At 44.7% G+C, this 20,174-nt stretch carries 13 protein-coding genes and 2 pseudogenes; 3 read left to right on the forward strand and 12 right to left on the reverse strand.

What is annotated here, in order from left to right:
* Positions 1–224: pseudogene (locus RID53_RS22810) on the forward strand (DNA polymerase III subunit gamma/tau); the annotation flags it as partial.
* Between the two features lie 305 nt (positions 225–529).
* Here RID53_RS22810 and RID53_RS22815 read toward each other — a convergent pair.
* From RID53_RS22815 to RID53_RS22840, 6 genes and pseudogenes are all read right to left on the reverse strand, one after another.
* Positions 530–1,857 (reverse strand): annotated as a pseudogene (locus RID53_RS22815) (IS4 family transposase).
* A 209-nt stretch (positions 1,858–2,066) separates the two neighbouring features.
* Positions 2,067–2,225: a hypothetical protein gene (locus RID53_RS22820; RefSeq protein ID WP_446390286.1), complete on the reverse strand. Its 159-nt coding sequence runs from the start codon at positions 2,223–2,225 to the stop codon at positions 2,067–2,069.
* 274 nt (positions 2,226–2,499) lie between these two features.
* A complete protein-coding gene (locus RID53_RS22825; RefSeq protein WP_446390287.1) occupies positions 2,500–2,778 on the reverse strand; it encodes a hypothetical protein in 279 nt (92 codons plus the stop codon).
* A 238-nt stretch (positions 2,779–3,016) separates the two neighbouring features.
* Positions 3,017–5,167, reverse strand: a complete 2,151-nt coding sequence (locus RID53_RS22830) for a PAS domain S-box protein (protein ID WP_446390288.1) — start codon at positions 5,165–5,167, stop codon at positions 3,017–3,019.
* 92 nt (positions 5,168–5,259) lie between these two features.
* Positions 5,260–5,655 (reverse strand): response regulator, encoded by a 396-nt coding sequence (locus RID53_RS22835; protein ID WP_446390289.1) that lies wholly within the window; start codon positions 5,653–5,655, stop codon positions 5,260–5,262.
* A gap of 137 nt (positions 5,656–5,792) precedes the next feature.
* Positions 5,793–11,420, reverse strand: coding sequence for a trifunctional serine/threonine-protein kinase/ATP-binding protein/sensor histidine kinase (locus RID53_RS22840; protein ID WP_446390290.1), 5,628 nt, complete (start codon positions 11,418–11,420; stop codon positions 5,793–5,795).
* Between the two features lie 442 nt (positions 11,421–11,862).
* Between RID53_RS22840 and RID53_RS22845 the strand changes: the two genes are divergently transcribed.
* Positions 11,863–13,641: a hypothetical protein gene (locus tag RID53_RS22845; protein ID WP_446390291.1), complete on the forward strand. Its 1,779-nt coding sequence runs from the start codon at positions 11,863–11,865 to the stop codon at positions 13,639–13,641.
* Between the two features lie 309 nt (positions 13,642–13,950).
* On the opposite strand, the gene RID53_RS22850 is transcribed toward RID53_RS22845, so the two are convergent.
* Both RID53_RS22850 and hisH read right to left on the reverse strand, forming a co-directional pair.
* Positions 13,951–14,811 carry a prohibitin family protein gene (locus RID53_RS22850; protein ID WP_446390292.1) on the reverse strand — a complete coding sequence of 287 codons (861 nt, stop codon included), beginning with the start codon at positions 14,809–14,811 and terminating at the stop codon, positions 13,951–13,953.
* A gap of 512 nt (positions 14,812–15,323) precedes the next feature.
* Positions 15,324–15,959: an imidazole glycerol phosphate synthase subunit HisH gene (gene hisH, locus RID53_RS22855; RefSeq protein ID WP_446390293.1), complete on the reverse strand. Its 636-nt coding sequence runs from the start codon at positions 15,957–15,959 to the stop codon at positions 15,324–15,326.
* 65 nt (positions 15,960–16,024) lie between these two features.
* On the opposite strand from hisH, the gene RID53_RS22860 reads away from it, so the two are divergent.
* Positions 16,025–16,714, forward strand: a complete 690-nt coding sequence (locus RID53_RS22860; RefSeq protein ID WP_446390294.1) for a peptidase C15 — start codon at positions 16,025–16,027, stop codon at positions 16,712–16,714.
* A gap of 212 nt (positions 16,715–16,926) precedes the next feature.
* On the opposite strand, the gene lspA is transcribed toward RID53_RS22860, so the two are convergent.
* From lspA to iscB, 4 genes are all read right to left on the reverse strand, one after another.
* Positions 16,927–17,475 (reverse strand): signal peptidase II, encoded by a 549-nt coding sequence (gene lspA, locus RID53_RS22865; protein ID WP_446390297.1) that lies wholly within the window; start codon positions 17,473–17,475, stop codon positions 16,927–16,929.
* Between the two features lie 103 nt (positions 17,476–17,578).
* Positions 17,579–18,163, reverse strand: coding sequence for a biotin transporter BioY (locus tag RID53_RS22870; RefSeq protein ID WP_446390295.1), 585 nt, complete (start codon positions 18,161–18,163; stop codon positions 17,579–17,581).
* Between the two features lie 29 nt (positions 18,164–18,192).
* A complete protein-coding gene (gene bioB, locus RID53_RS22875; RefSeq protein WP_446390298.1) occupies positions 18,193–19,308 on the reverse strand; it encodes a biotin synthase BioB in 1,116 nt (371 codons plus the stop codon).
* A gap of 73 nt (positions 19,309–19,381) precedes the next feature.
* On the reverse strand, positions 19,382–20,174 hold a 793-nt coding region (gene iscB / locus RID53_RS22880), incomplete at its 5' end, for an RNA-guided endonuclease IscB (RefSeq protein WP_446390296.1).

Consider the following 20,174-nt stretch of genomic DNA (forward strand, 5'->3'; position numbering starts at 1 on the left):
AATTTTTTGGTGGTAATGTGATTAATCTAGAGGATGAATTGAATCTGCCTACATTGGAGATAAGAACATCCACAGAGGTAACCAAGCCAACCATACCTTCGCTTCAATCCCAGTCGTTTAATGAGACAGATTCAATCACCAATAAAAATAAGCAAACACCAGAGACAACAACCAAAAATTCGGTTCCACCATTACAGCGATCGGATACCTTGGAATACGATTAAAATGGTGATATTTCGTTTTAATTAGGGCTTGATGCACAACCCGGAAACCCTGATCCATAAATACATTGAGGCGTATGGACAGTGGATAAAGTGCCAGGAAATGGGGTAGCATCCTTCCTAAGTATGGCATCACCTTGCTCAGGGAAAATGGACCCTTGCTCCCCCAGCTTCCCCAGCTTCCCCTGCTCCCCCTCACCTCACCACTTATTCAGCAAGCCCTAATTATGTAGCGAGCAAGATGCTCGCACTACGGCAAGGATTTCGCCATTATCACCCCATCTCCCCATCTCCCCATTGGTGACAAGTTAAGGCTGTGTGCCAATAGTCAAGGGGGTTTCTGCTATAGGCTGGAAGAAAAACTTACTCTTGGTGTGTTGTTTATCCGGAAAGGGAGCTACAATAAGCTTGACATTGGGTTTCAAGAGCTGTTTGACAATACCTAAATCTTGATTAGATGGAGCGGCTTGCATATTGAACCGGGTCAGGAGCCAACCCTTTTTGATGAGCGACATAAAAATGATAAAGTCCTCGATAAATCATCTGTAAAGAGATACGGTCAAAAGGTAAAGAAAGCTCATCAGCCACAGCATCGCCTAAATCGACTAAAACCGCATAAAATAGCCAAGTTTCCCAAAGCTGTAGCTTGATTCCATTGAGAGAGCCAGTCCATAAATAACTTAAACGTAGAAGGCGCTTAACCGTATTAAAAGCTTCTTCAATCCGCCATCGCCGTCGATACAAATCAGCAACGACATAGGGTGGTAATATAGTAGGGTCAAGCACAGATGTTAGATAAGAGTGCCAAATCTTACCTGAACGTACTTCAATGAGGCGTAAGGTAACTTGCTTCGTTTTTTTTGCTCCCGAACCGATCCGAATCAGATGGTCACGAATGCCATAACTATCGGTAAAAACTTGCTGGACTTGAATTGAAGCGCCTTTCTTTCTTCGAGTGATAAAATGAATATTTTTGTCAATTATTTCCTGCCAAAACTGAAAATGATAAAACCCTCGATCCAGCAATAGCAAGGTGTTTGACTCGACTAAACTCAAAAGATTTGACTCGATCTGGGTATCAGACGCCCTGGGATTTTCTTGGAACCAAATTTCCACGGGGAGCCGGGTGATTAAATCAATCACTACACTCATCTTTCCAGCTAACTGACCTTTGGGGACAGTCTCTAAGCTTTTCAGCTTTCTGAACAACGCTTCTAGTGTGGAACTATCAGCTATCCAAATTCTCTCAAATCTGGATAAAGTAAACTGTACACTTTCGGGTAGGGGACGACGATGCCTCAATTGCCAATTGTTGCTTAATTCAGGTAACAATTGTTTGAAAACATTCTCGAATAATTGTGCCGGAAAACTTAAAAATCGTTGAGAAATGGCTTGTTGACTTACCTGCGTCGGGGAACACCATAAAAATCCCTCTCTGGCTAATATTCGAGTTAATTCTCTAACCCCAGCAACCGGATCGCCATAATAGGGTTAACACCGCCGCCACCATCAAAGGTAAGTTAAGAATCCGGTCTCTCAATCCCAATTGGCGATAATAATTTTCTTGGCTGGTTAGAGCGGGTTTGACCAATGCTAATGCTTCTAATTGAGAAGCTATGACTTCATCTTCCACCATCGGACGTTGGGTCTGTTTGGCGTGGTCTCGATTAGTTTTCCGGCTTCGACTCATCCATTCCTCCTGTGTGGACAACAACTTGGCGCAGAAGTTCGCGTACAATATCCGCGAACTAACTTAGAATTTTCTTTTTTCCCTTGCCAGTTTTCGATGGAAAAATGGGATGGAGAGCTTGTAGTTTATAGTACCAGTAAGTTCCCGATGTACCCCTAGCAAAAAGAGCGCATTAGCCAGCAGTCGGCAGGGGCGACGGAACCCTCTTTGGATATTTGGTTGATTTCCATCGAAAGCGCGGCTATGGCAGCTTGAAGTTGATCCGCCCGATTGAGTCTGTCTTGTTGTTGCCTTAGTTTTCTCTTATTGCTCATAATTGATTGCCTCTTCTGTATCCTGTGATTAGTTCGCGGTTAATATACGCGAACTAAATCCTGGATATATTCTCTCACACTCCCTTGACAGCTGGCATACAGGCTTAACTTGTCACCAATGGGGTGGGGTAGAGTCAAGGTATTGCTTGGGTTTTCCGCTTAAGTTAACACGGGCGCACGTCGGTGCGCCCCTACGGTTTCTGGGCGTGTGAGATAAATCAATTAAATTAGGTATCCCCCGCCACGACATCACCGACGATTACACCAACCAACGCTATGCAAACGGTTTGGTTAAACGGGAACAATAGCGATCCTCAACAATAGTCGATCGAGAGGACATCTTTACCGATTTATGGTGCGAGGTTGGGGAAACCACCTCTTTTTCTGGATGAATTGTAATCTGCTTACACACTAATTGCTGACTTCCGGGACGCACAAACCCCCAGGTATACACTTGGGAATCAGGGGTTGTCGCTTGCGCGGGAGCTAGTCGGAATGTGGTTGATAATACTAGCCCTAAAATAAATAAAATGACAAGTACGGTTTTCCGCATTTATTTCTCTCAGTTGACTGAGTTCAAAATTAATTTTTCTCTCTACTCTCTATTATAGGTAATCGAACAAAATTAAACTTCCTTTACAACCTAAAACGCCAAAGGATAAACTCTAACTTCATCTAACTTCATCTGTCTCCCATCTTTCCCAATACTACTCGGATAAGCTCTAAATGTAATTTCTGCTCCCCCAGCTTCCAGACGCGCCATAGCACGTCTCTACATTGCTCCCCCTGCTTCATCCCTCATCCCTCATCGTCAAAAAAAATCCGTCATGCTGGAGGTGCGCCAGGGAACGGTTAAGATAGATTTGTGCGATCGCATCTTGGGGATTCATTCTCAACACCTGTTCAAACCGCTGTTTCGCTTTGCCAAAGGCTTGCTTGGCGTAGAGGAATAACCCTTCTTCAAAGATGGAGAGTGTGGCTAACTTGCCCTCCTTAATCTTGAGCGGATCTCCATCAAACACTTCAAACACCGCCACAGCTTTTGACTTCCCCTTAACCTTAACCTGCTCCACAAACCGGAGACTATAGTCGGTTGGATTATGTAAACGAGTTAACGTCTGTCCCGAAATTAATAACGACACCTTATACTGTTTCGTTAGTCCCTCCAAACGAGCCGCTAAATTCACATCATCACTAATCACCGTACTATCTATTCGGTGTTTTCCCCCAACTGTACCCAGCATCAACGATCCTGTATTAATGCCAATACCAATTTTGATAGGGGTATACCCTGATTGCAGACGACATAAATTATACTCATACAATCGCTGCACCATGGCAATTCCAGCTTGAACCGCATCATCCGCAATCCCACCAAAGAGTGCCATAATTGCATCGCCCATATATTTATCGATAAAGCCTTGATGTTCGATAATCGCTGGCTCCATCCGCTTTAAAAAGGCGTTAATAAATTTGAAATTCTCTTGGGGGGTCATCCGTTCCGAGAGAGTGGTGAAATCCCGAATATCTGAGAAAAGGACGGACATTTCCTGCTGAACTTGATCGCCCAATTCAACATCAACCACACTTTCTTTATTTAAAATCTGTAAGAATTGGCTGGGAACAAACCGGGAGAAAGATTGATTCAGGTGGAACAGTTCATTCGTGAACTTGATTCGCTCCGCCTCCGCTTGTTTGCGAGAGGTAATATCTTCCACAAACCCCTGATAATAAAGTGGAGTTCCCGACGCATCATATACAGTGCGAGCATTTTCACTAATCCAAATAATTGTGCCATCTTTGCGACAAATCATCGACTCAAACTCGCACACGACACCATGCTGCTGCATCCGTGTCATGAATTCCGGACGCCGACGGGGGTCAACGTAGAGTTGATAGTGAATACTATTAATAATTGTTAGCAATTCTTCCGGGGAATCGTAGCCGTAGATGTGCGCTAAAGCGGGGTTAGCACTTAGATAACTCCCATCTAGGGCAATCTGAAAGATTCCTTCTTGGGCGTTTTCAAAGATAGAGCGATACTTTTGTTCTGCTTTCACCAGTGCCGCTTCAGCTTCTTTGCGTAAACGTAACTCATTATAGACATCGCTAATATCTCGACCTTCGATAATTAAAAACTCAATACTGCCATTGTCATTAATAATGGGTTTAATCGAAAAATCAACTGTCACAATGCATTGTTTTGCGCCTAATATATCCACTTCATAACGGATAAACTTACCGTTAGCCGCTTGAGCAATGGCAGATTGTAACTGAGTTTGGGTTTCGCTGGAAATAGTCCACCAATAACAGTCCCAAAACGGTTTTCCTGCCACATCCTCTAAATGTAAGTCACCCAAATTAAGGGCAGTTTGGTTGACTTCTAGGACAATTCCGTCAGCACTCAGCATTCCCGTAAACTGAAAAGTTTGATTGAAAATCGCCCGAAATTTTAACTCACTAGCACTGAGGGATTGAATCGATTGTTGTAGGTCTCGATTTAAAGATTTAAGTTTGGCGTTTTGTTTGTCCAACTTTTTTGCTTGCAGATAACTATTAACGGCTTCTTTTACCGTCAAACTTAAGTCAGACGCCTGCCATGGCTTGGCGATATAACGATAGAGTTTGGCATACTTAATCGCATTGCCTACGGCTTCAATATCCGCTTGTCCGGTGAGCATAATTTTCAGCGTTTTCGGTGACAACTCATGGACACGCTTTAAAAGTTCATCTCCTTTCATCCCTGGCATGATATGGTCAGAGATAACCAAAAGAATCTCATAGTCCTCCTCTAAGAGTTCTTCAACTAACTCTAATGCCTCTTCTCCCGCTTCGGCAATTTCGATCAGGTAATTCTTGCCAATCGCTTCCTTAAGCTCAGCTTTTAGACTTCTGAGTACTGTTTTCTCATCATCGACACAAATAATTACCTGTTTAGTCATAGTAGATTGCCCGTAGGGTTACGCCGAAGTCACAAGGATTTTGGATGGGGTTTAAATCATCGGATTGAGTGGGTAATTTTCCAATCAGTACGTTAGAGTTGAGATAATCCTAATTTAATAACTTCTACTAATTCCGCTTCTGACCAGGGTTTGTATAAGCAGTAATGCAGCTTTGCTTGCTGTTTTGCGCGTTCAATCGCCTCTTCATCTGCTTGACCTGTCAGCAGGATTTTAATGATATGGGGAAATTTATGATGCACCTGAACCAGAAACTCATCCCCTTTCATTCCCGGCATTAACCAATCCGATACAATCAGAATAATACTGACATTTTCTTCTACAAGTTCATCTATTAATTCTAACGCTTCATCAGCCGCTTCTGCCAGTTCATAGGTATAAGCATCGCCAAAGGCTTCTTTGAGTTGAGCTTTGAGGCTTTTGAGAACGACTTTTTCATCGTCAACACACAAAATAACGGGTTTAGTCATTGGTTATTTATTAGGGAACGGGGAACAGGGAACAGAGAACAGGGAACAGAGAACGGGGAACAGGGAACAGGGAACATGAAATAGAAAGTTCTACTCTTATTTTTATCTCATTATCATATCCTTCTCCTTTGTCTTCTCTAGCCTTCCGCTGTCCGAAAAGGCAATGAAACCGTAAAGGTGGTTTTACCGGGAATAGATTCAATGTCAATTTTACCCTGATGCTTTTCAATAATCTTTTTCACAATATCAAGCCCTAATCCACTTCCTTCTCCGGCTGACTTGGTTGTAAAAAATGGCTGAAATATCTTAGCTTTAATTTCTGGAGGGATTCCTTTACCACTATCGGTAATGCTAACGTTTATTTGTTGGTTTTTCTGTTTGACATCAATGGTTAATGTTCCTTTATTATCCATTGCCTGTAACGCATTGTGAATCAGGTTCGTCCAGACTTGATTCAGTTCATCCGCATAACATAATATCGGTGGTAACTCGTCATAGTTGCGGATGACATTAATTCCATGTTTGAGTTGATTCTGATACAGGGTTAGCACGGTTTCAATACCTGCTGTTAGGTTTGCCGGAATCATTACCCCCGATTCGTCATAACGGGAGTATGTTTTTAAGGCAAACACTACTTTAGAAGCTCGTTCAGTTGCGGTGTTGATGGTTTGAGTTCCCCGTTGTAATCCCGATAGTTTGTACGCTGTTTCTAAGAGGTGCGAACTATCGGGGCGTTTCAGTAAATGAAAAAAGTCTTCAATGTTTTCATAAATCCCCATATCAACCAAAGTATCGGCTAGAGTATCCGCATCCTGAATCTCTTCCGCCTCTAATTGGCGAACTAAGACTCGCCGCCGTTTGCGTTCTTCTTTCGCGGTTAAATCCGATTCGTTTTGGAGTGAACGTTGTAACATGTTCAAAAAATCTTGTCCTTCTTCTGGAGATAATGATTGAAACAGGGTAGGTAATTGTTCGAGGGTTTGACTTAAAAACTTAGAAATATTTCCGGCGGAGGAACGAATCGCCCCCAAGGGTGTATTAATTTCATGGGCAATCCCAGCAATTAATTGTCCCAAGGCTGCCATCTTTTCCGATTGAATCAGTTCATCTTGGGTAGCTTTGAGAGAGTCGAGGGTATTTTTTAACTCTTGGGTGCGGGCGGCAACTTTTTGTTCTAGCGTGTTATAAAGTCGGGCATTGTCGATCGCGATCGCGGCTTGTCCAGATAGGAGTTGTAATACTTCTAACCTGTCTGGCGTAAAGGCGTCTGTAGCCAGGTTATTTTCCAGATAAACGATACCACTGAGTTGACCTTGATTCAGTAGCGGCGCACACAAAACGGATTGGGTTTGATGGGCTTGAATATAGGGATCATTGGTAAACTTGCCAATCTTGGCGGCATTGGTTTTAACCACGGTTTCTTGGGTATGAGTGACATAGTTAATTATGGAAAGCGGTAGGTGATTCGCCACAGGAAGAGATTGCAACACAGTAACCTGATTCGTCTCCCCATTCAGCGACGCCTCAATCACCCATTCTCCCGATTGATTTAAAATCAACATGCCCGTTTGCGCCCCCGTATTTTCGATTAAAATTTTCATCAACGCCGCCAGTAACTTACTCAGTTCAATTTCACTACCAATGGCTTCAGAGGCTTTCATCAGTGTGGCAAAATCTAACGCCGAAGCCGACTGATTTCTCTGAGACACACTACTCACCGTCGTGCGGCTGTCTGTGAGAAAACTGACGGGAGACGATGGCGCAAAAAGCTGGGGATGTTGGGCTTCTAAATCCTTCACCTTCGCCGTCGCCCCCCAGCGCATGTAAGCGTAATGTGCCTCTTTAAGATAGGTATGGGCAACCCTGTCCATGCCCCGATGCTGATAAAATAGGGCGGCTAAATTGTAAGCTAAGGCTTCCTCCTGAATATAGCCATTCTCCCTCGCCCCGTTAATCGCTTGTTCATACCATTCCATCGCCGTCACCACTTCCCCCAAAACTCGCGCTTTTTCGGCGGTAACTAAATCAAGTTTATGCTGCTGATTCATGGGACCGTGGTTTGCCCAGATCTGCATTTTTTCTTGATTAGCGTTAACTCGGTTAATCAACGCCTGTTTATCCGTTGGTGTGGCTTCAGATACGAGGGCGAGATGGGCAAGAGAATCATAAAAATAGAAAATTGGAATCACGATCATTGCCGTAACGCCATTTAAATATTGTTCCGCTAAAACTGCATTTTCTACCGCTTGCTCAACCTCACCAAAGAGATAACAGAGAATCAGCTTATTTAAATAGAATAAATGCAGTTCTGTTCGGTCATTCGCCGCCAGCGCCCGGGGTAAGGATGTCTCTTCATTATACGCCTTCCCCGTTAACTGGGTGGGATTTTCTCCTTGACCCCGTAAATTCTGCACCGCCTGTAAAAAAATTGCCGTCCAATTAAATGGACTTTCCCGACGAATTTGCCGCACCGCCTGACTATAAGTGGTGATTTCTTGTTCCAATTGAGCCAGTTCAACTCCACTAAAATAGAGATGATCGCAGGTATAAAAGGCGCAATACCCGGCAAATTCAAAATCTCCCGTTTCTATACCACTGTGATAGCCCTCAATCAGGATAGGTACAGTTTGACTAAAATGTTCTTTCCAATGCAAATTATGAGCGCCCAGCACTTCTAAAACTTTACATTTGACTTGCTGGGCATTAAACCAATTCACTAAACTAAGCGCTAATTTACCCAATTGATATCCCGCCTCAAAATTGTGCTGACGATCCAATAAAATACATCCATAACAGGCATACCCAAATGCTGACAATGGCGCGTTCCCATACTTAACTGATAATTGAACCATAGATGAGGCAATCAGAACAAAAAGATCAGGTGCGGCGATATAAGCAGCGGCAATTAAATTGGAGAGAATTAGCACAGCAGCGAGGGGTTCAGCGGCGGTCATTTCCGGTAGGTTAATTAGGTCTTCAATCTCATGTAATGCCACTATCACCGCTGTTTCTTCGATTCCATTTTGCAAATCCGCAGCACTGGGTTCTTCAGGTAAACGAATTCCCAATAAATTCAGCACTTGCAGTCCAAGATGAATCGCTTCTTTGAGATTATTTTGCGACGCGATCGCTTGAATCTTAACTTCATACACATTAACTTTTTCTAGCACGGTTTTAGCATGGGCGAAGAGAACCTCAGTCAATTCTTCCATTACCGTAAACTTGCCACCTAAATAGGCAGCTTGGGCGGCTTCTTCATATAAGGCTAAAGTTAAGTTATAGTCCCATTGCCAACTCTCTGCACCCAGAAGTTCTCGCCCCACGGTTAAATAGTTGAGCGCTGCACCATAAGCGGCTGATCCTTTGGCTTTTTGACCCGCGATTAAATTCAATTGGGCGATTTGATGGCGTTCGGCTTGACTAATTTCTCCTGATGGATAATCCCAAGGATCACCAATCCCTTGATTCAGATGATCAACGATTGCAAATATTTTATCCGCTAAGGTTTCCGAGTCAGCACTCTGCCAAAGTAGACGACCAATTTGTAAGTGAACCGCTTTCTTTTGGCACTCATCAATTAAAGCATACGCCGCTTGTTGTACTCGGTCATGCAGGAATTTATACTCGTGAACCAGCAAGTCTGGATTGAGTTCTGATAGGGGTACGATTAATTCCGATTGAACGGCTGTGACTAAGTTCGCGAAAATCACATCCTCTGGTTGTTCACAGACAATTGCCAGCGTGGATAAGTTGAAATTAGCACCGATACAGGCGGCTAACTGTAAGACATGCTGGGTTGAATTCGGCAGCTTTTTTAACCGATTGGTCATCAATTCGACGACGTTATCGGTAATATTTTTTTCCTGAATTTTATTGACATCCCACTGCCATTGATGATTTTGCAGATTGAATTTAATTAAGTTTTCCGCATAAAGATTCCTTAAAAACTGATTCACGAAAAATGGATTCCCTGCCGTTTTGCTCATCACCAATTCAGCTAAATGCTGGGCGGATGCGGGTGGGGATTTTAAGGTGTCACAAATAATTTGGCGAATATGGTCTAATTTTAAAGGAGATAAGGTAATATAGTTAACTGTCGCGCCTTGTTTTTGTAATCCATCTACTGTCATCATTAACGGATGAGTAGAGTTGACTTCATTATCCCGATAGGCACCGATTAAAAATAGATAATGGATCTCGCTATCGGTCATAATCAGTTGAATTAACTTCAGCGTCGCCAAATCTACCCACTGCAAATCATCGAGAAATATCACTAACGGATGTTCGGGTGAGCAAAATGCCCGCATGAACTTGCGAAAGACAATATTAAACCGATTTTGGGCTTCTTGTGACCCTAATTCTGGCACCGCTGGCTGTTGACCGATAATTCGTTCTACTTCCGGGATAACATCAATAATCACCTGACCATTGCTTCCCAAAGCAGCTAATAGTTTTTCGCGCCATTGATTGAGTTGGGCTTCGCTTTCAGTTAAGATTTGCTGCACCAATTCCTTAAACGCGCTGACAATAGCCGAGTAGGGAACGTTGCGTTGAAACTGGTCAAATTTGCCGCAGATAAAATAGCCGCGTAGTCGCGTATTCGGTTTATGAATTTCGGCAACTAAGCAGGATTTACCAATACCAGAATACCCCGCTACTAGCATCATCTCGATGGGGGGATGAGACGTGGAGAGTGAACCATCGACGCAAGAATTTACCGATTTATGAATGTCCTGATCCTCTCGATTCGCCACGCGATCAAAAGCCGCGAGTAAGGTGTCCACTTCTGCCTCTCGCCCATAAAGTTTTTGGGGGATTTGGAACTGTTCGGAGATATCGTGAGAACCCAGAGTAAAGTCGTTAATTGTTCCCGTCTCGGCTAATTGTCTCTGACAGGTTTGCAAATCAGCCACCAGTCCCCAAGCACTCTGATACCGTTCTTCAGCGGTTTTTGCCATCAGTTTCATGACAATATTAGAAACGGTTGGCGGAATGGGTTTCAGAGGTTTTACCGGAACGTCTCTAGGCGCTTTTTCAAGCACAAGATGGGGCGGTGTCGGAACTTTGGCAATATGACAATGGACTAATTCTATAGCATCCTTTGTCTCAAAGGGTAGCGTTCCAGTTAGGAGTTCATAGAAGGTGACACCTAGGGAGTAAAAATCGGTGCGATAGTCGAGCGAACGATTCATCCGCCCGGTTTGTTCAGGGGAAATATAGGCTAAGGTTCCTTCTAAGACATGAGGATTTTTGAGTGCTGGATTTTCGCGGGTAAGCTGGGTGGAGATGCCAAAGTCAATGATTTTGAGTTGTCCAGTTTCGGGGTTGAAGACAATATTGCTGGGGTTAATATCTTTATGAATGACGTGAACCCCATGAATCTGGGCGAGAATTTCGGCTATCTTGATGGCAATGTTGAGAAAGTCTCGTAGAGGTAGAGGTGAGGATAGTGTTGTTGGCTGACTCATCCACTGTTTTAAGGAGTCACCGCCAAAATCCTCTAAGATGATGACTAAGGTTCTCTGATAGGGTTGGATACAATATGCCTTAACTACGCCATTAATTGTCAGATTGTGGGTAATTTCATACTCTTGTCGATATCGAGTTAACTCTTGCGGAGTGGGATAGTCTTGTTTAAGTACTTTGAGAATCACAGGTTGGTGTTCCCCTTCCTGAATACCGCGATAAACTAAGGTATTAGCACTTTCGTAGAGTTGGGACAGAATGCGGTAGTGAGCAATTTTTAAAGTCGTGTTATTCGTCATTTGTCATTTATTCGTTATTTATCGAAAAGAAGCACTTCTTCCCCAGAAGTTAGCAAAGGGAACCTGTTAGGGACAGCACAAACTGTTCTCGTAGGTTGGGTAAAGCGTCAGCGAAACCCAACAGGCTAACGATGACGTTGGGTTTTGTTCCTCAACCCAACCTACAAAGGTGATATACTCCCATCAGCGACAGCCAATAGTATCCACGTTGTCTATAGAGAGCGATCGCGAAACCCACCCGGAAAAAGTAACGGTAAATGACACCCGACAATGAAGCGTTAGCGTGGCTTACCTTTATTTAACACATACAGTTTTATGTAATTATACTCTATGAAGACTTATTAGATGCTTAAATCAAGCTTAATTTTATTTGTTTATGTCATACATTTATATGACTTGTAATACAGCCCAGTTATAAATCGAAACCATTGTGATCAACTGAATGTGGATAACCAATTTGCACCGTTTTCTCACAGGTACAACGAAGCCTTACTTTAGGGTTTGGTTGACGCTGAGTCTACTAATTGCCACACTTTACGGCACTTTAGCCCTTCAACCCGCCTTCAGCAGCGAGTACGTGGTGCAGGATGATGCGCGACAACACGTCTTCTGGATGCGGCGATTTTTAGATCCAGAGTTATTTCCGAATGATATCATTGCCGATTATTTCCAATCGGTTGCACCGTTAGGATATCGCGCCCTGTATCATTTCATAGCAAAACTTGGCATTGATCCGATTGTTTTGAGTAAAGTTCTGCCCCTGGTTTTGGGATTAGTTACCACAGGTTACTGTTTTGGCGTGGCGGTGCAATTGTTACCCATACCTCTGACTGGATTGATCGCCTCTGTACTACTTAATCAAAATCTGTGGATGCAGGATGGGTTAATATCGGGAACTCCCAAGGCGTTTATTTATCCTATCCTGTTGGCATTTTTGTATTATGGGATGCGCCAGTCGCTGATCGGAATCGGAATCGCGATCGCGCTGTTAGGATTATTCTATCCCTCATTGGTGCTAGTCTGCGCGGTGTTTCTAATTTTACAGTTATGGCGGTTTAACCGAAAAGTCCCCTATCCGTCTCAAACTCGCCGCGATTATTGGTTCTGTTTCACGGGTTTGGCGGTAGCGTTTGTGGTGTTATTCCCTTACACGATGAGTCTGTCAGAATTTGCCCCAGTCATTACCGCCGCACAAGCCAAAGGTTTACCCGATTTCTTATCTGAAGGGCGAACCCGCTTTTTTGTCAACGATGCTTGGTCATTCTGGTTTAATGGACGCAGTGGTATCCGCATTGATACAGCCTTAGCGCCGCCTCTGAGTTATTTGGGGTTGCTATTACCTGTTCTATTACGCTTTCCCTCTCGTTTTCCCCTCACCAAGCAGATAACTGGAAAGATGGGAGTCTTGGTCAAATTCCTAGTCGCGTCCGCTATTTTATTTTTAGCCGCCCATGCCCTGCTGTTCAAACTGCACCTACCCAGCCGTTATACTCAGCATAGCCTGCGGATTGCGATCGCGCTGGCGGCGGCAATCGTTATTACCCTAATCCTAGACGCGGTTTTCGCGTGTAGAGACGTGCCATGGCGCATCTCTACGGTCAAATTGGGATCAGTTTTGGCATTGGGGTTAACCAGTGTAATCGGAATTACCTTAATCGGATATCCTCACTTGGTTCTGAATACGTTTCCCTGGACGGCTTATATTGGTGGCAATGTGCCGACGTTATATGAGTTTTTCCAACAGCAACCCAAAGACAGTAAAATTGCCTCGTTAGTAGAAGAAGCGAATAATTTACCCACGTTTGCTCAACGGTCAATTTTAGTGGGTCGCGAATATGCAATTCCCTATCATTGGGGCTATTATCGCCAATTTCGCCAGCGGATGTCGGATTTAATTGAAGCCCAATATAGTCCAGATTTGGCGATTGTCCAGGAATTTATCCAAAAGTATGGGATTGATTTTTGGCTGCTACCGACTACACCGTTAACCGCCGAATCGATTGCGAATGATTCTTGGTTGATGCAGTACCAACCTGCGGCAAATCAAGCCATCGCTCAACTTAAAGCTGGTAAACAACCTGTTTTGGCATCGTTGAGAACTGATTGTGCGGTTTGGGAAACGCCGGGATTGATGGTTTTAGAGGCAGAGTGTATTTTACAGCAAAGCACCATTTTCAATAGAACGGTTAGAAACCGCAGCTACACTTTAGATTTTATGTAAGGTAGGGGAGGAAGTATTGCCTGGGTTTAGTTTAGAAATTCTGTAGGGGCGGGTTTAGCTGACTTTTCACGCTATGGGGAAAAATTAACATCAAACCTAACCAGGGGGAAGCCAGCAGATGCTTCGTTTTTTGTTCCATGGGGGAGAATTCAAAGCCTTCTCAAGAGCAGGAGAGAGGTTTGGAGAGAGGTACACAACAAAGATCCCCCACTTCTTGGAGAAGTCGGGGATCTTGCTTGAGGCTGTACCTCATCGTCTGGAGTTGTTCATTAGACGAAGCGGGTTGTCCCTACAGGATATTTCGTCTCCTTACCGGGATAGCGTCGCTTCTTGTGCCACATCCCCTAAGTTAAATAGGAATGGCACACTACTATTGGAATCACCACCCATGACCAAAACTTTCGGCATTTGCGCCCCACCTTGTTTCCAGGCTTCAATCGCTTCTTTTTGCAGAACTAAGGGTCCACCTTGTTCTCTCAGGGTTTCCGCTAATAGTCGTTGGGCTTCGGCTCTACCCTTAGCGCGATTAATATCCGCTTGGGCTTGTTGTTCGGCTTCCCGGGCAACGTAAACAGCACGTTGCGCCCGTTGTTCAGCGATTTGTTTTTCCTCAACCGCCCTGGAGAACTCTGGGGAGAAGGTTAGGTCAACGACGCTGGTATCTAGGACGATGATGCCATACTTTTCCAATCGTTCATTCAAAGCATTATCAAAGTCCTGCTTTAGTTCAGTCCGTTTGGTGATGGCTTCTTCTACCGTTCGCCGAGCCGCTGCAACTTTGAACGATTCCTGAGTTTGAGGGGCGATAATTTTCGAGACGATATTCTGTAATGTGCCTTGTGTGCGTCGGATCTGAACCACCTGTGTGGGGTCAAGGCGGAAGTTAATCGCGAAGCTAGCCGATAGATCCTGAAGATCCTTGGTGGAACTCTGAGCAGGAACTTCAAATTTTTGCACAGTCACATCATATACGTCCACCACTGAAATTAGGGGGGGCTTGATGTGGATTCCCTCTAGTAAGGCTCCATCTCTCGCTTTACCCAAGATGCTGATGACCCCGGCTTGACCTGGGTTGATGATCACAAAGGAGCTAAAGCTAAGGAGAATCAAGGCTGCTGCGATAACCCCTCCCACTAAAGCTTGCCAATTCTGTGAATTCTGATACTTCAACGTTTACTCTCCTTACTTAAACGCCATTGGCGACTCTTTCCAGCCTACCAATGTTCAGACCGAGTTGCGCTGATCAGGGGAAGATAGGGAAGCTGGGGTGATGGGGTGATGGGCTAAGTAGGGGCTGCTGAATAAGTGTTGTGGTGAGGGGGAGCTGGGGAAGCTGGGGGAGCTGAGGGAGCTGGGGGAGCAAGGGTACATTTTCCCTGAGCAAGGTGATGCCATACTTATGAAGGATGCTACCCTATTTCCTTGCACTTTATCCACTGTCCATACGCCTCAAAGTATTGATGGGCTTTGCAGTTTCGGCTTTGTGCAGCAAGCCCTAAGTAGTCGGACAGAGTTATTACAACCAAAGAGTTTTAAGTCTTGACCCGCCGCAACCCTCGATAAAATCGGGTTTGTAGGGGCGGGTTTAGGGACTAATTTTGATTGTTTTCCCTCGTTTGGTTACAAAACCCGCCCTGACTCAGGTTTAAGAGCTTCTGTTCCCTGTTCCCTGTTCCCCAATCTTAGACAGATACAGGCGTTTTCAGAAGGGTAACAAAGTTCGATAGAATTTGTAAGCCTGCGGTGGACGACTTTTCGGGATGGAACTGAACCGCCATCATATTATCCCGTGCGATCGCAGCCGTGACTTGTTGTGATCCGTGGGTGACAGTAGCAGCGCGAATCGTTGGATCAACGGGGTCAACGTAGTAGGAATGGACAAAATAAACTTGCGGGTTCTCAGATAACTGCATCCACAAAGGACAATCCGGTTGAGTCAACTCCAAGTGATTCCACCCCATGTGCGGAATGCGGATATCCGGTTCTGGCTGAAATCGCCGCACTTTTCCAGGAATAATCCCTAATCCGGGTTCTTTTCCTTCTTCTGAACCCTCAAACAGAATTTGCAACCCCAAACAGATACCCAGGAACGGTTTACCACTGGCAATCACCCGTTTAATCGGTTCCTCAAGTCCGCGCGATCGCAAATGCTGTACAGCAGGATCAAATGAACCAACTCCCGGTAGTACCACTGCATCCGCCTGTTCAATCTCAGCCGCGACATCCGTTATCTTGGTTGTTGCACCTGCATTCTCCAACCCTTTACAAGCCGAGTGCAAGTTACCCATATCGTAATCAACCACCGCAATGATTGGCATGAACCGATTCCTCGTTATTTTTATGGTTCAATCTATATTTTAGTGAGTTCGGTGCTTAATCATAAATGCCAACAACCATCCTTTTGACCTCCTTTCAAACCTGGTTACCTCATCAGAAATCCAATGCGTCCGATGATTTACTCCTCAAACTCCAAGCTGAGAATGACCCATTCCCGGATCAAGCCATATCTTTAACGTTCCTGAGACAGCTACCCGTGGACGTATTTCCAGCCAGCGATTTAGCGATCGCGCAAATTGAACACCTGCAACCGGATGTGGTAATCTGTTGCGGTATGGCGGAATCCCGTTCCCAATTAACTGTAGAAGTTGGGGCAACGCCTCGATACCTTGTTGCTCAAGTGTATTGGTTCATTTATTATCTAGTTCTTCAACCAATTTTAAGCCTGAATGGGTTGTCCTATTGTCTTCCCGCTTTCTTTGGCAATGAGACATCTTTCGAGACTCAATTTCTCGAAACTGCTGTAGACTTAGAGAAATTAGTCGAGGGATTAACTGAAACTGAGATTAGCCATGACGCGGGTAAATTTGTCTGTGAAGGACTCTATTATCAGCTATTACGCTATTTTCAGGATTATTCGCCAACAACGGGCTGCATTTTTGTCCACGTTCCCGTACTAACCCCCGAAAATCTAGCCACAATTTTGACTGACTTTCGCCTAATTATTTCCCGAATCGCCCTTTGGTCAACCCTTCAACACCAAAGCCGAAGACGAGACGCAACGACAGCAGCTTAGAGACAAAGGCAATATTGATTCCTTCTGCTTCAATGGAGTTTTTGCAACAGACTTATCCTCAAGCGTCGGTTTAGACTCCCCTCTCCCGTGCAAAAAAAGCGAAGCATCCTCTGTCCTCCCCCCTCTTGTAGGGGGGAACGAGGGGGGTCGGGAGAGGGGCTGGGGGTGAGGGCTGTCGCTTAAGTTGACCCCTTGAAAACGGCACACTCAGACTACCTGTTTGAGTGAGTCGTCGGTGGGCTTTGGCGAAAACTGATAATTAACAAACAAATAATCCCTAGATTAATAAAAACATCAGCAAAATTAAACACCGGAAAAGGCGCGAGTCGAATATGACGAAAATCGACCAATACAGGAAACTTGACAATCGGAAACTCTAGAAAATCAACCACACAGGTTAACTGTTTTCCATTGACGATACAATCATTAAAAAATCGGTCAATTCCATTCCCCAATGCACCCCCTAAAATAAACCCGTAGCCTAACTGCTCAATCGGTTTCAGCCGGGAACCAAACCATGCCAACCCCATTAACCCCAGACTCACTGCCAGTGATAGCCAGCGTAGCCACACGCCACCTTGACTAAACAGACTAAATGCCGCCCCGGTATTGAGTACATAGGTTAAGTGAAAAATATCGGGAATCACAGACCAACTTTCGTATAAGGCAAAATTTTGTACCACTAAATATTTAGTTAATTGATCCACAATTACGCTAATAGCGGCAATTACCCAGAAGTAACGATTTTTTCTAAAAGGCATGGTTAAGTAGGTGGACTCAATTAAATTTAACGGTGGGGATTGTCCTTTGTCATTCGTCATTTGTCCTTTGTCAGGGGTTGAGGCTTATTTACAAAACTTAGGACTAATAAAACAATAAATGACGCAGGGTGTACGCTACAACCGTCACTGCACAAACAATGGCTAACTGTCCGGGTAAAGGATAAATCGAGTATTTCAACATGGTATCCATCAACGATAAGCCATCCCTAGTTGTCATGTTCAAAATAAGATGAAAAATCGTTAAATAGCCTATTCCGTAAATATGGATTGTGAACAAACCACATAAACAGCTAAACCCTAGGGATTCTAATCGCAAAGGCAGACGAAACGCCAAAAAACCACAAACCCAGGCTCCCGCAATAAATCCTAATAAATACCCAAACATGGGTTTTATTACATAGTCTAAACCCCCACCTTGGTCAAAGACCGGTAAAATTAAACCTAAAACCACATAAGCAATTTGAGACAGGACACCTGCATTTTTTCCGCCTAAACACCCAACAAGTAGAACCGCCCCAATCTGACAGGTAACGCCTAAGGAAATGGGTTGAATTCCTTGGCTTGACCAATCCCAGGGCGGATTTGTCACGAAGGCTTCTAAAAAGGTGCCACCGATAGTCAGTAATAAGCCAATTAAAGCCCAAACGAGTTCATGGGGAGCAGACACTTTTACGCGAATCGTTTTTAACTCCCCCTCTATACTGGCTGAGATTGATGCTCTCCGGGAAGCGGTGCTTCGCCTCCGGTTAAGCCTAATGACTCTAACATGGCATGATCGTGTTCTGGCGGCTGTCCTAAAGTGGTGAGGTAATGACCAATTAACATGGCATTAATCCCGGCTTTCAATCCTAAGGCTTGGAGTTCGCCCATCACCGCTTCTCGTCCACCAGCATAGCGAATGATTTGTTCGGGCAAAATCAGGCGGAAAATCGCGATCGCTTTTAGTGCTTCATACGGATCAAGTTTTGTCTGTTCTCCCAAGGGCGTTCCTTGACGGGGATTCAGCAAGTTTAGGGGGACAGATTCCACCTCTAATTCCCGCAAGGCTAAGGCTAAATCCACCCGATCCTCCCAGGTTTCTCCCATGCCCAAAATGCCACCCGTACAAGCTTGAATTCCGGCGGCTTTCAGGTGCTTAATCGTCTCAACGCGATCGCGCCAACGGTGAGTGGTGACGATTTCCGGGAAAAAGTTCTCCGATGCCTCTAAGTTATGGTTATAGCGGGTGACTCCGGCTTCCTTGAGTGCTTGTGCCTGTTCCGGTGTCACTTCGCCTAAAGCACAACAGGGCTTAATATTAGTTTCACTAATAATCTGCTGAACAGTTTCCAGAATTTGCTCAAATTCTGTGGATTTGGGAGACTGATATTTCGGTCCACGCCCTTGACTCACCAAACAAAAACGCTTTGCCCCTGCTGCATCGGCGGCTTTGGCTTGTGCCAGTATTTCCTCTGGGGATTTGAGTCCGTATATGGGGGAATCCTTTCCCGGATGATGGGCAGATTGGGCGCAAAAGCCGCAGTTTTCTGAGCAGCTACCGGATTTAATGTTCACAATACTGCATAAATCCACGGTGTTACCGCAGCAGGCTTGGCGCACTTGATCGGCGGCTTCACACAGGAGCAGAATATTGTCTTGTCCCGCTATCTGCGTCAGTTTCAGCGCTTCCTCTCGATTGATGCGATCGCCTGCGATAATCCGTTGGGCTACAGAGTTGAGCCAGTCTCGCACTGAGGTGGGTACGGAGGCTGAGGAATTCGCCGTATCCGGATGGAGTGAATTGTCAGACTGTCGTAATGGCGTTTGAACCATCATAATTGCGGCAAGGGGGCGGACGTCTGTACCTGAACGGTCAGCGTCTGGGGAATTGCCGCCAACAAATAAATCAAGATGCATATTCATAGCCGTCAGCCTTGTGAATGGTTTTTAAATATTTCGGATGCACGTCGAAGCTTTTACCTCCTGTGGTTAACTTGAATCTCGGTCTGAATCGAATAGCGATTCGACCTGTGTAAGTTCCTGCATATTTTCCAGTTAGGACATTTGCTGTCACCAAGTCTCCGGTTTGGAAACATAAGAAAAACTTCTCTCGCGGAGCATGGCGAATTGGGAAACCAAATTTATTGGTTCCGCAACGTTGCCTTCTTCCGTGACCTTTGGCTTTGATAATCAAAGGTTTAATTCCGTTGAGAAGAAGTTTTTCAGGCGTTGAAGCACCAACACAAGCTGCATCGAAAGCGTGAGTTTTCTCAATTCCTCGGGTTTGACGGTTAAACTTTGTCAAACCCCCAGAACCTAACTCTACAGGTAAACCCGTTGATTGAAGTCTTCTGTACAGTTCCCAGCGAGTAGCATTAACGGCAGTGGCATCCTTAAGAGGTGCTTTGGCTTGAGCTAGAACTCGTTTCAGAACTTCAGGCTCCCTCTTCAAAAACTCCTCAATAGGTTGGTTCCCTTTATTTTGGTTACAGGAATGGCAACTCAGGCAAAGATTACTGACTCTATTTGAACCTCCCTTGCTTTTGGCGAGGATATGTTCAATCTCAAAAGGTACATTTTCAATGCCACAGTAAGCACATTTTCTGTTCCATTTGGCGAGTAAATACTCTTTGACCTCAAAACCGAACAGTTCACCTCTTTGGTACTCTATCCCGCTAATCTCAGGGTTTTGCTTATGC

This window comes from Coleofasciculus sp. B1-GNL1-01 (assembly GCF_040220235.1).
GTDB lineage: Bacteria > Cyanobacteriota > Cyanobacteriia > Cyanobacteriales > Coleofasciculaceae > Coleofasciculus.

What these genes read in the sequence shown, in the direction of transcription:
- RID53_RS22820 (WP_446390286.1), bottom strand. Translation starts at nt 2,225, where the DNA reads ATGAGCAATAAGAGAAAACTAAGGCAACAACAAGACAGACTCAATCGG.
- RID53_RS22825 (WP_446390287.1), bottom strand. Translation starts at nt 2,778, where the DNA reads ATGCGGAAAACCGTACTTGTCATTTTATTTATTTTAGGGCTAGTATTA.
- RID53_RS22830 (WP_446390288.1), bottom strand. Translation starts at nt 5,167, where the DNA reads ATGACTAAACAGGTAATTATTTGTGTCGATGATGAGAAAACAGTACTC.
- RID53_RS22835 (WP_446390289.1), bottom strand. Translation starts at nt 5,655, where the DNA reads ATGACTAAACCCGTTATTTTGTGTGTTGACGATGAAAAAGTCGTTCTC.
- RID53_RS22840 (WP_446390290.1), bottom strand. Translation starts at nt 11,420, where the DNA reads ATGACGAATAACACGACTTTAAAAATTGCTCACTACCGCATTCTGTCC.
- RID53_RS22845 (WP_446390291.1), top strand. Translation starts at nt 11,863, where the DNA reads ATGTGGATAACCAATTTGCACCGTTTTCTCACAGGTACAACGAAGCCT.
- hisH (WP_446390293.1), bottom strand. Translation starts at nt 15,959, where the DNA reads ATGCCAATCATTGCGGTGGTTGATTACGATATGGGTAACTTGCACTCG.
- RID53_RS22860 (WP_446390294.1), top strand. Translation starts at nt 16,025, where the DNA reads ATGCCAACAACCATCCTTTTGACCTCCTTTCAAACCTGGTTACCTCAT.
- lspA (WP_446390297.1), bottom strand. Translation starts at nt 17,475, where the DNA reads ATGCCTTTTAGAAAAAATCGTTACTTCTGGGTAATTGCCGCTATTAGC.
- bioB (WP_446390298.1), bottom strand. Translation starts at nt 19,308, where the DNA reads ATGGTTCAAACGCCATTACGACAGTCTGACAATTCACTCCATCCGGAT.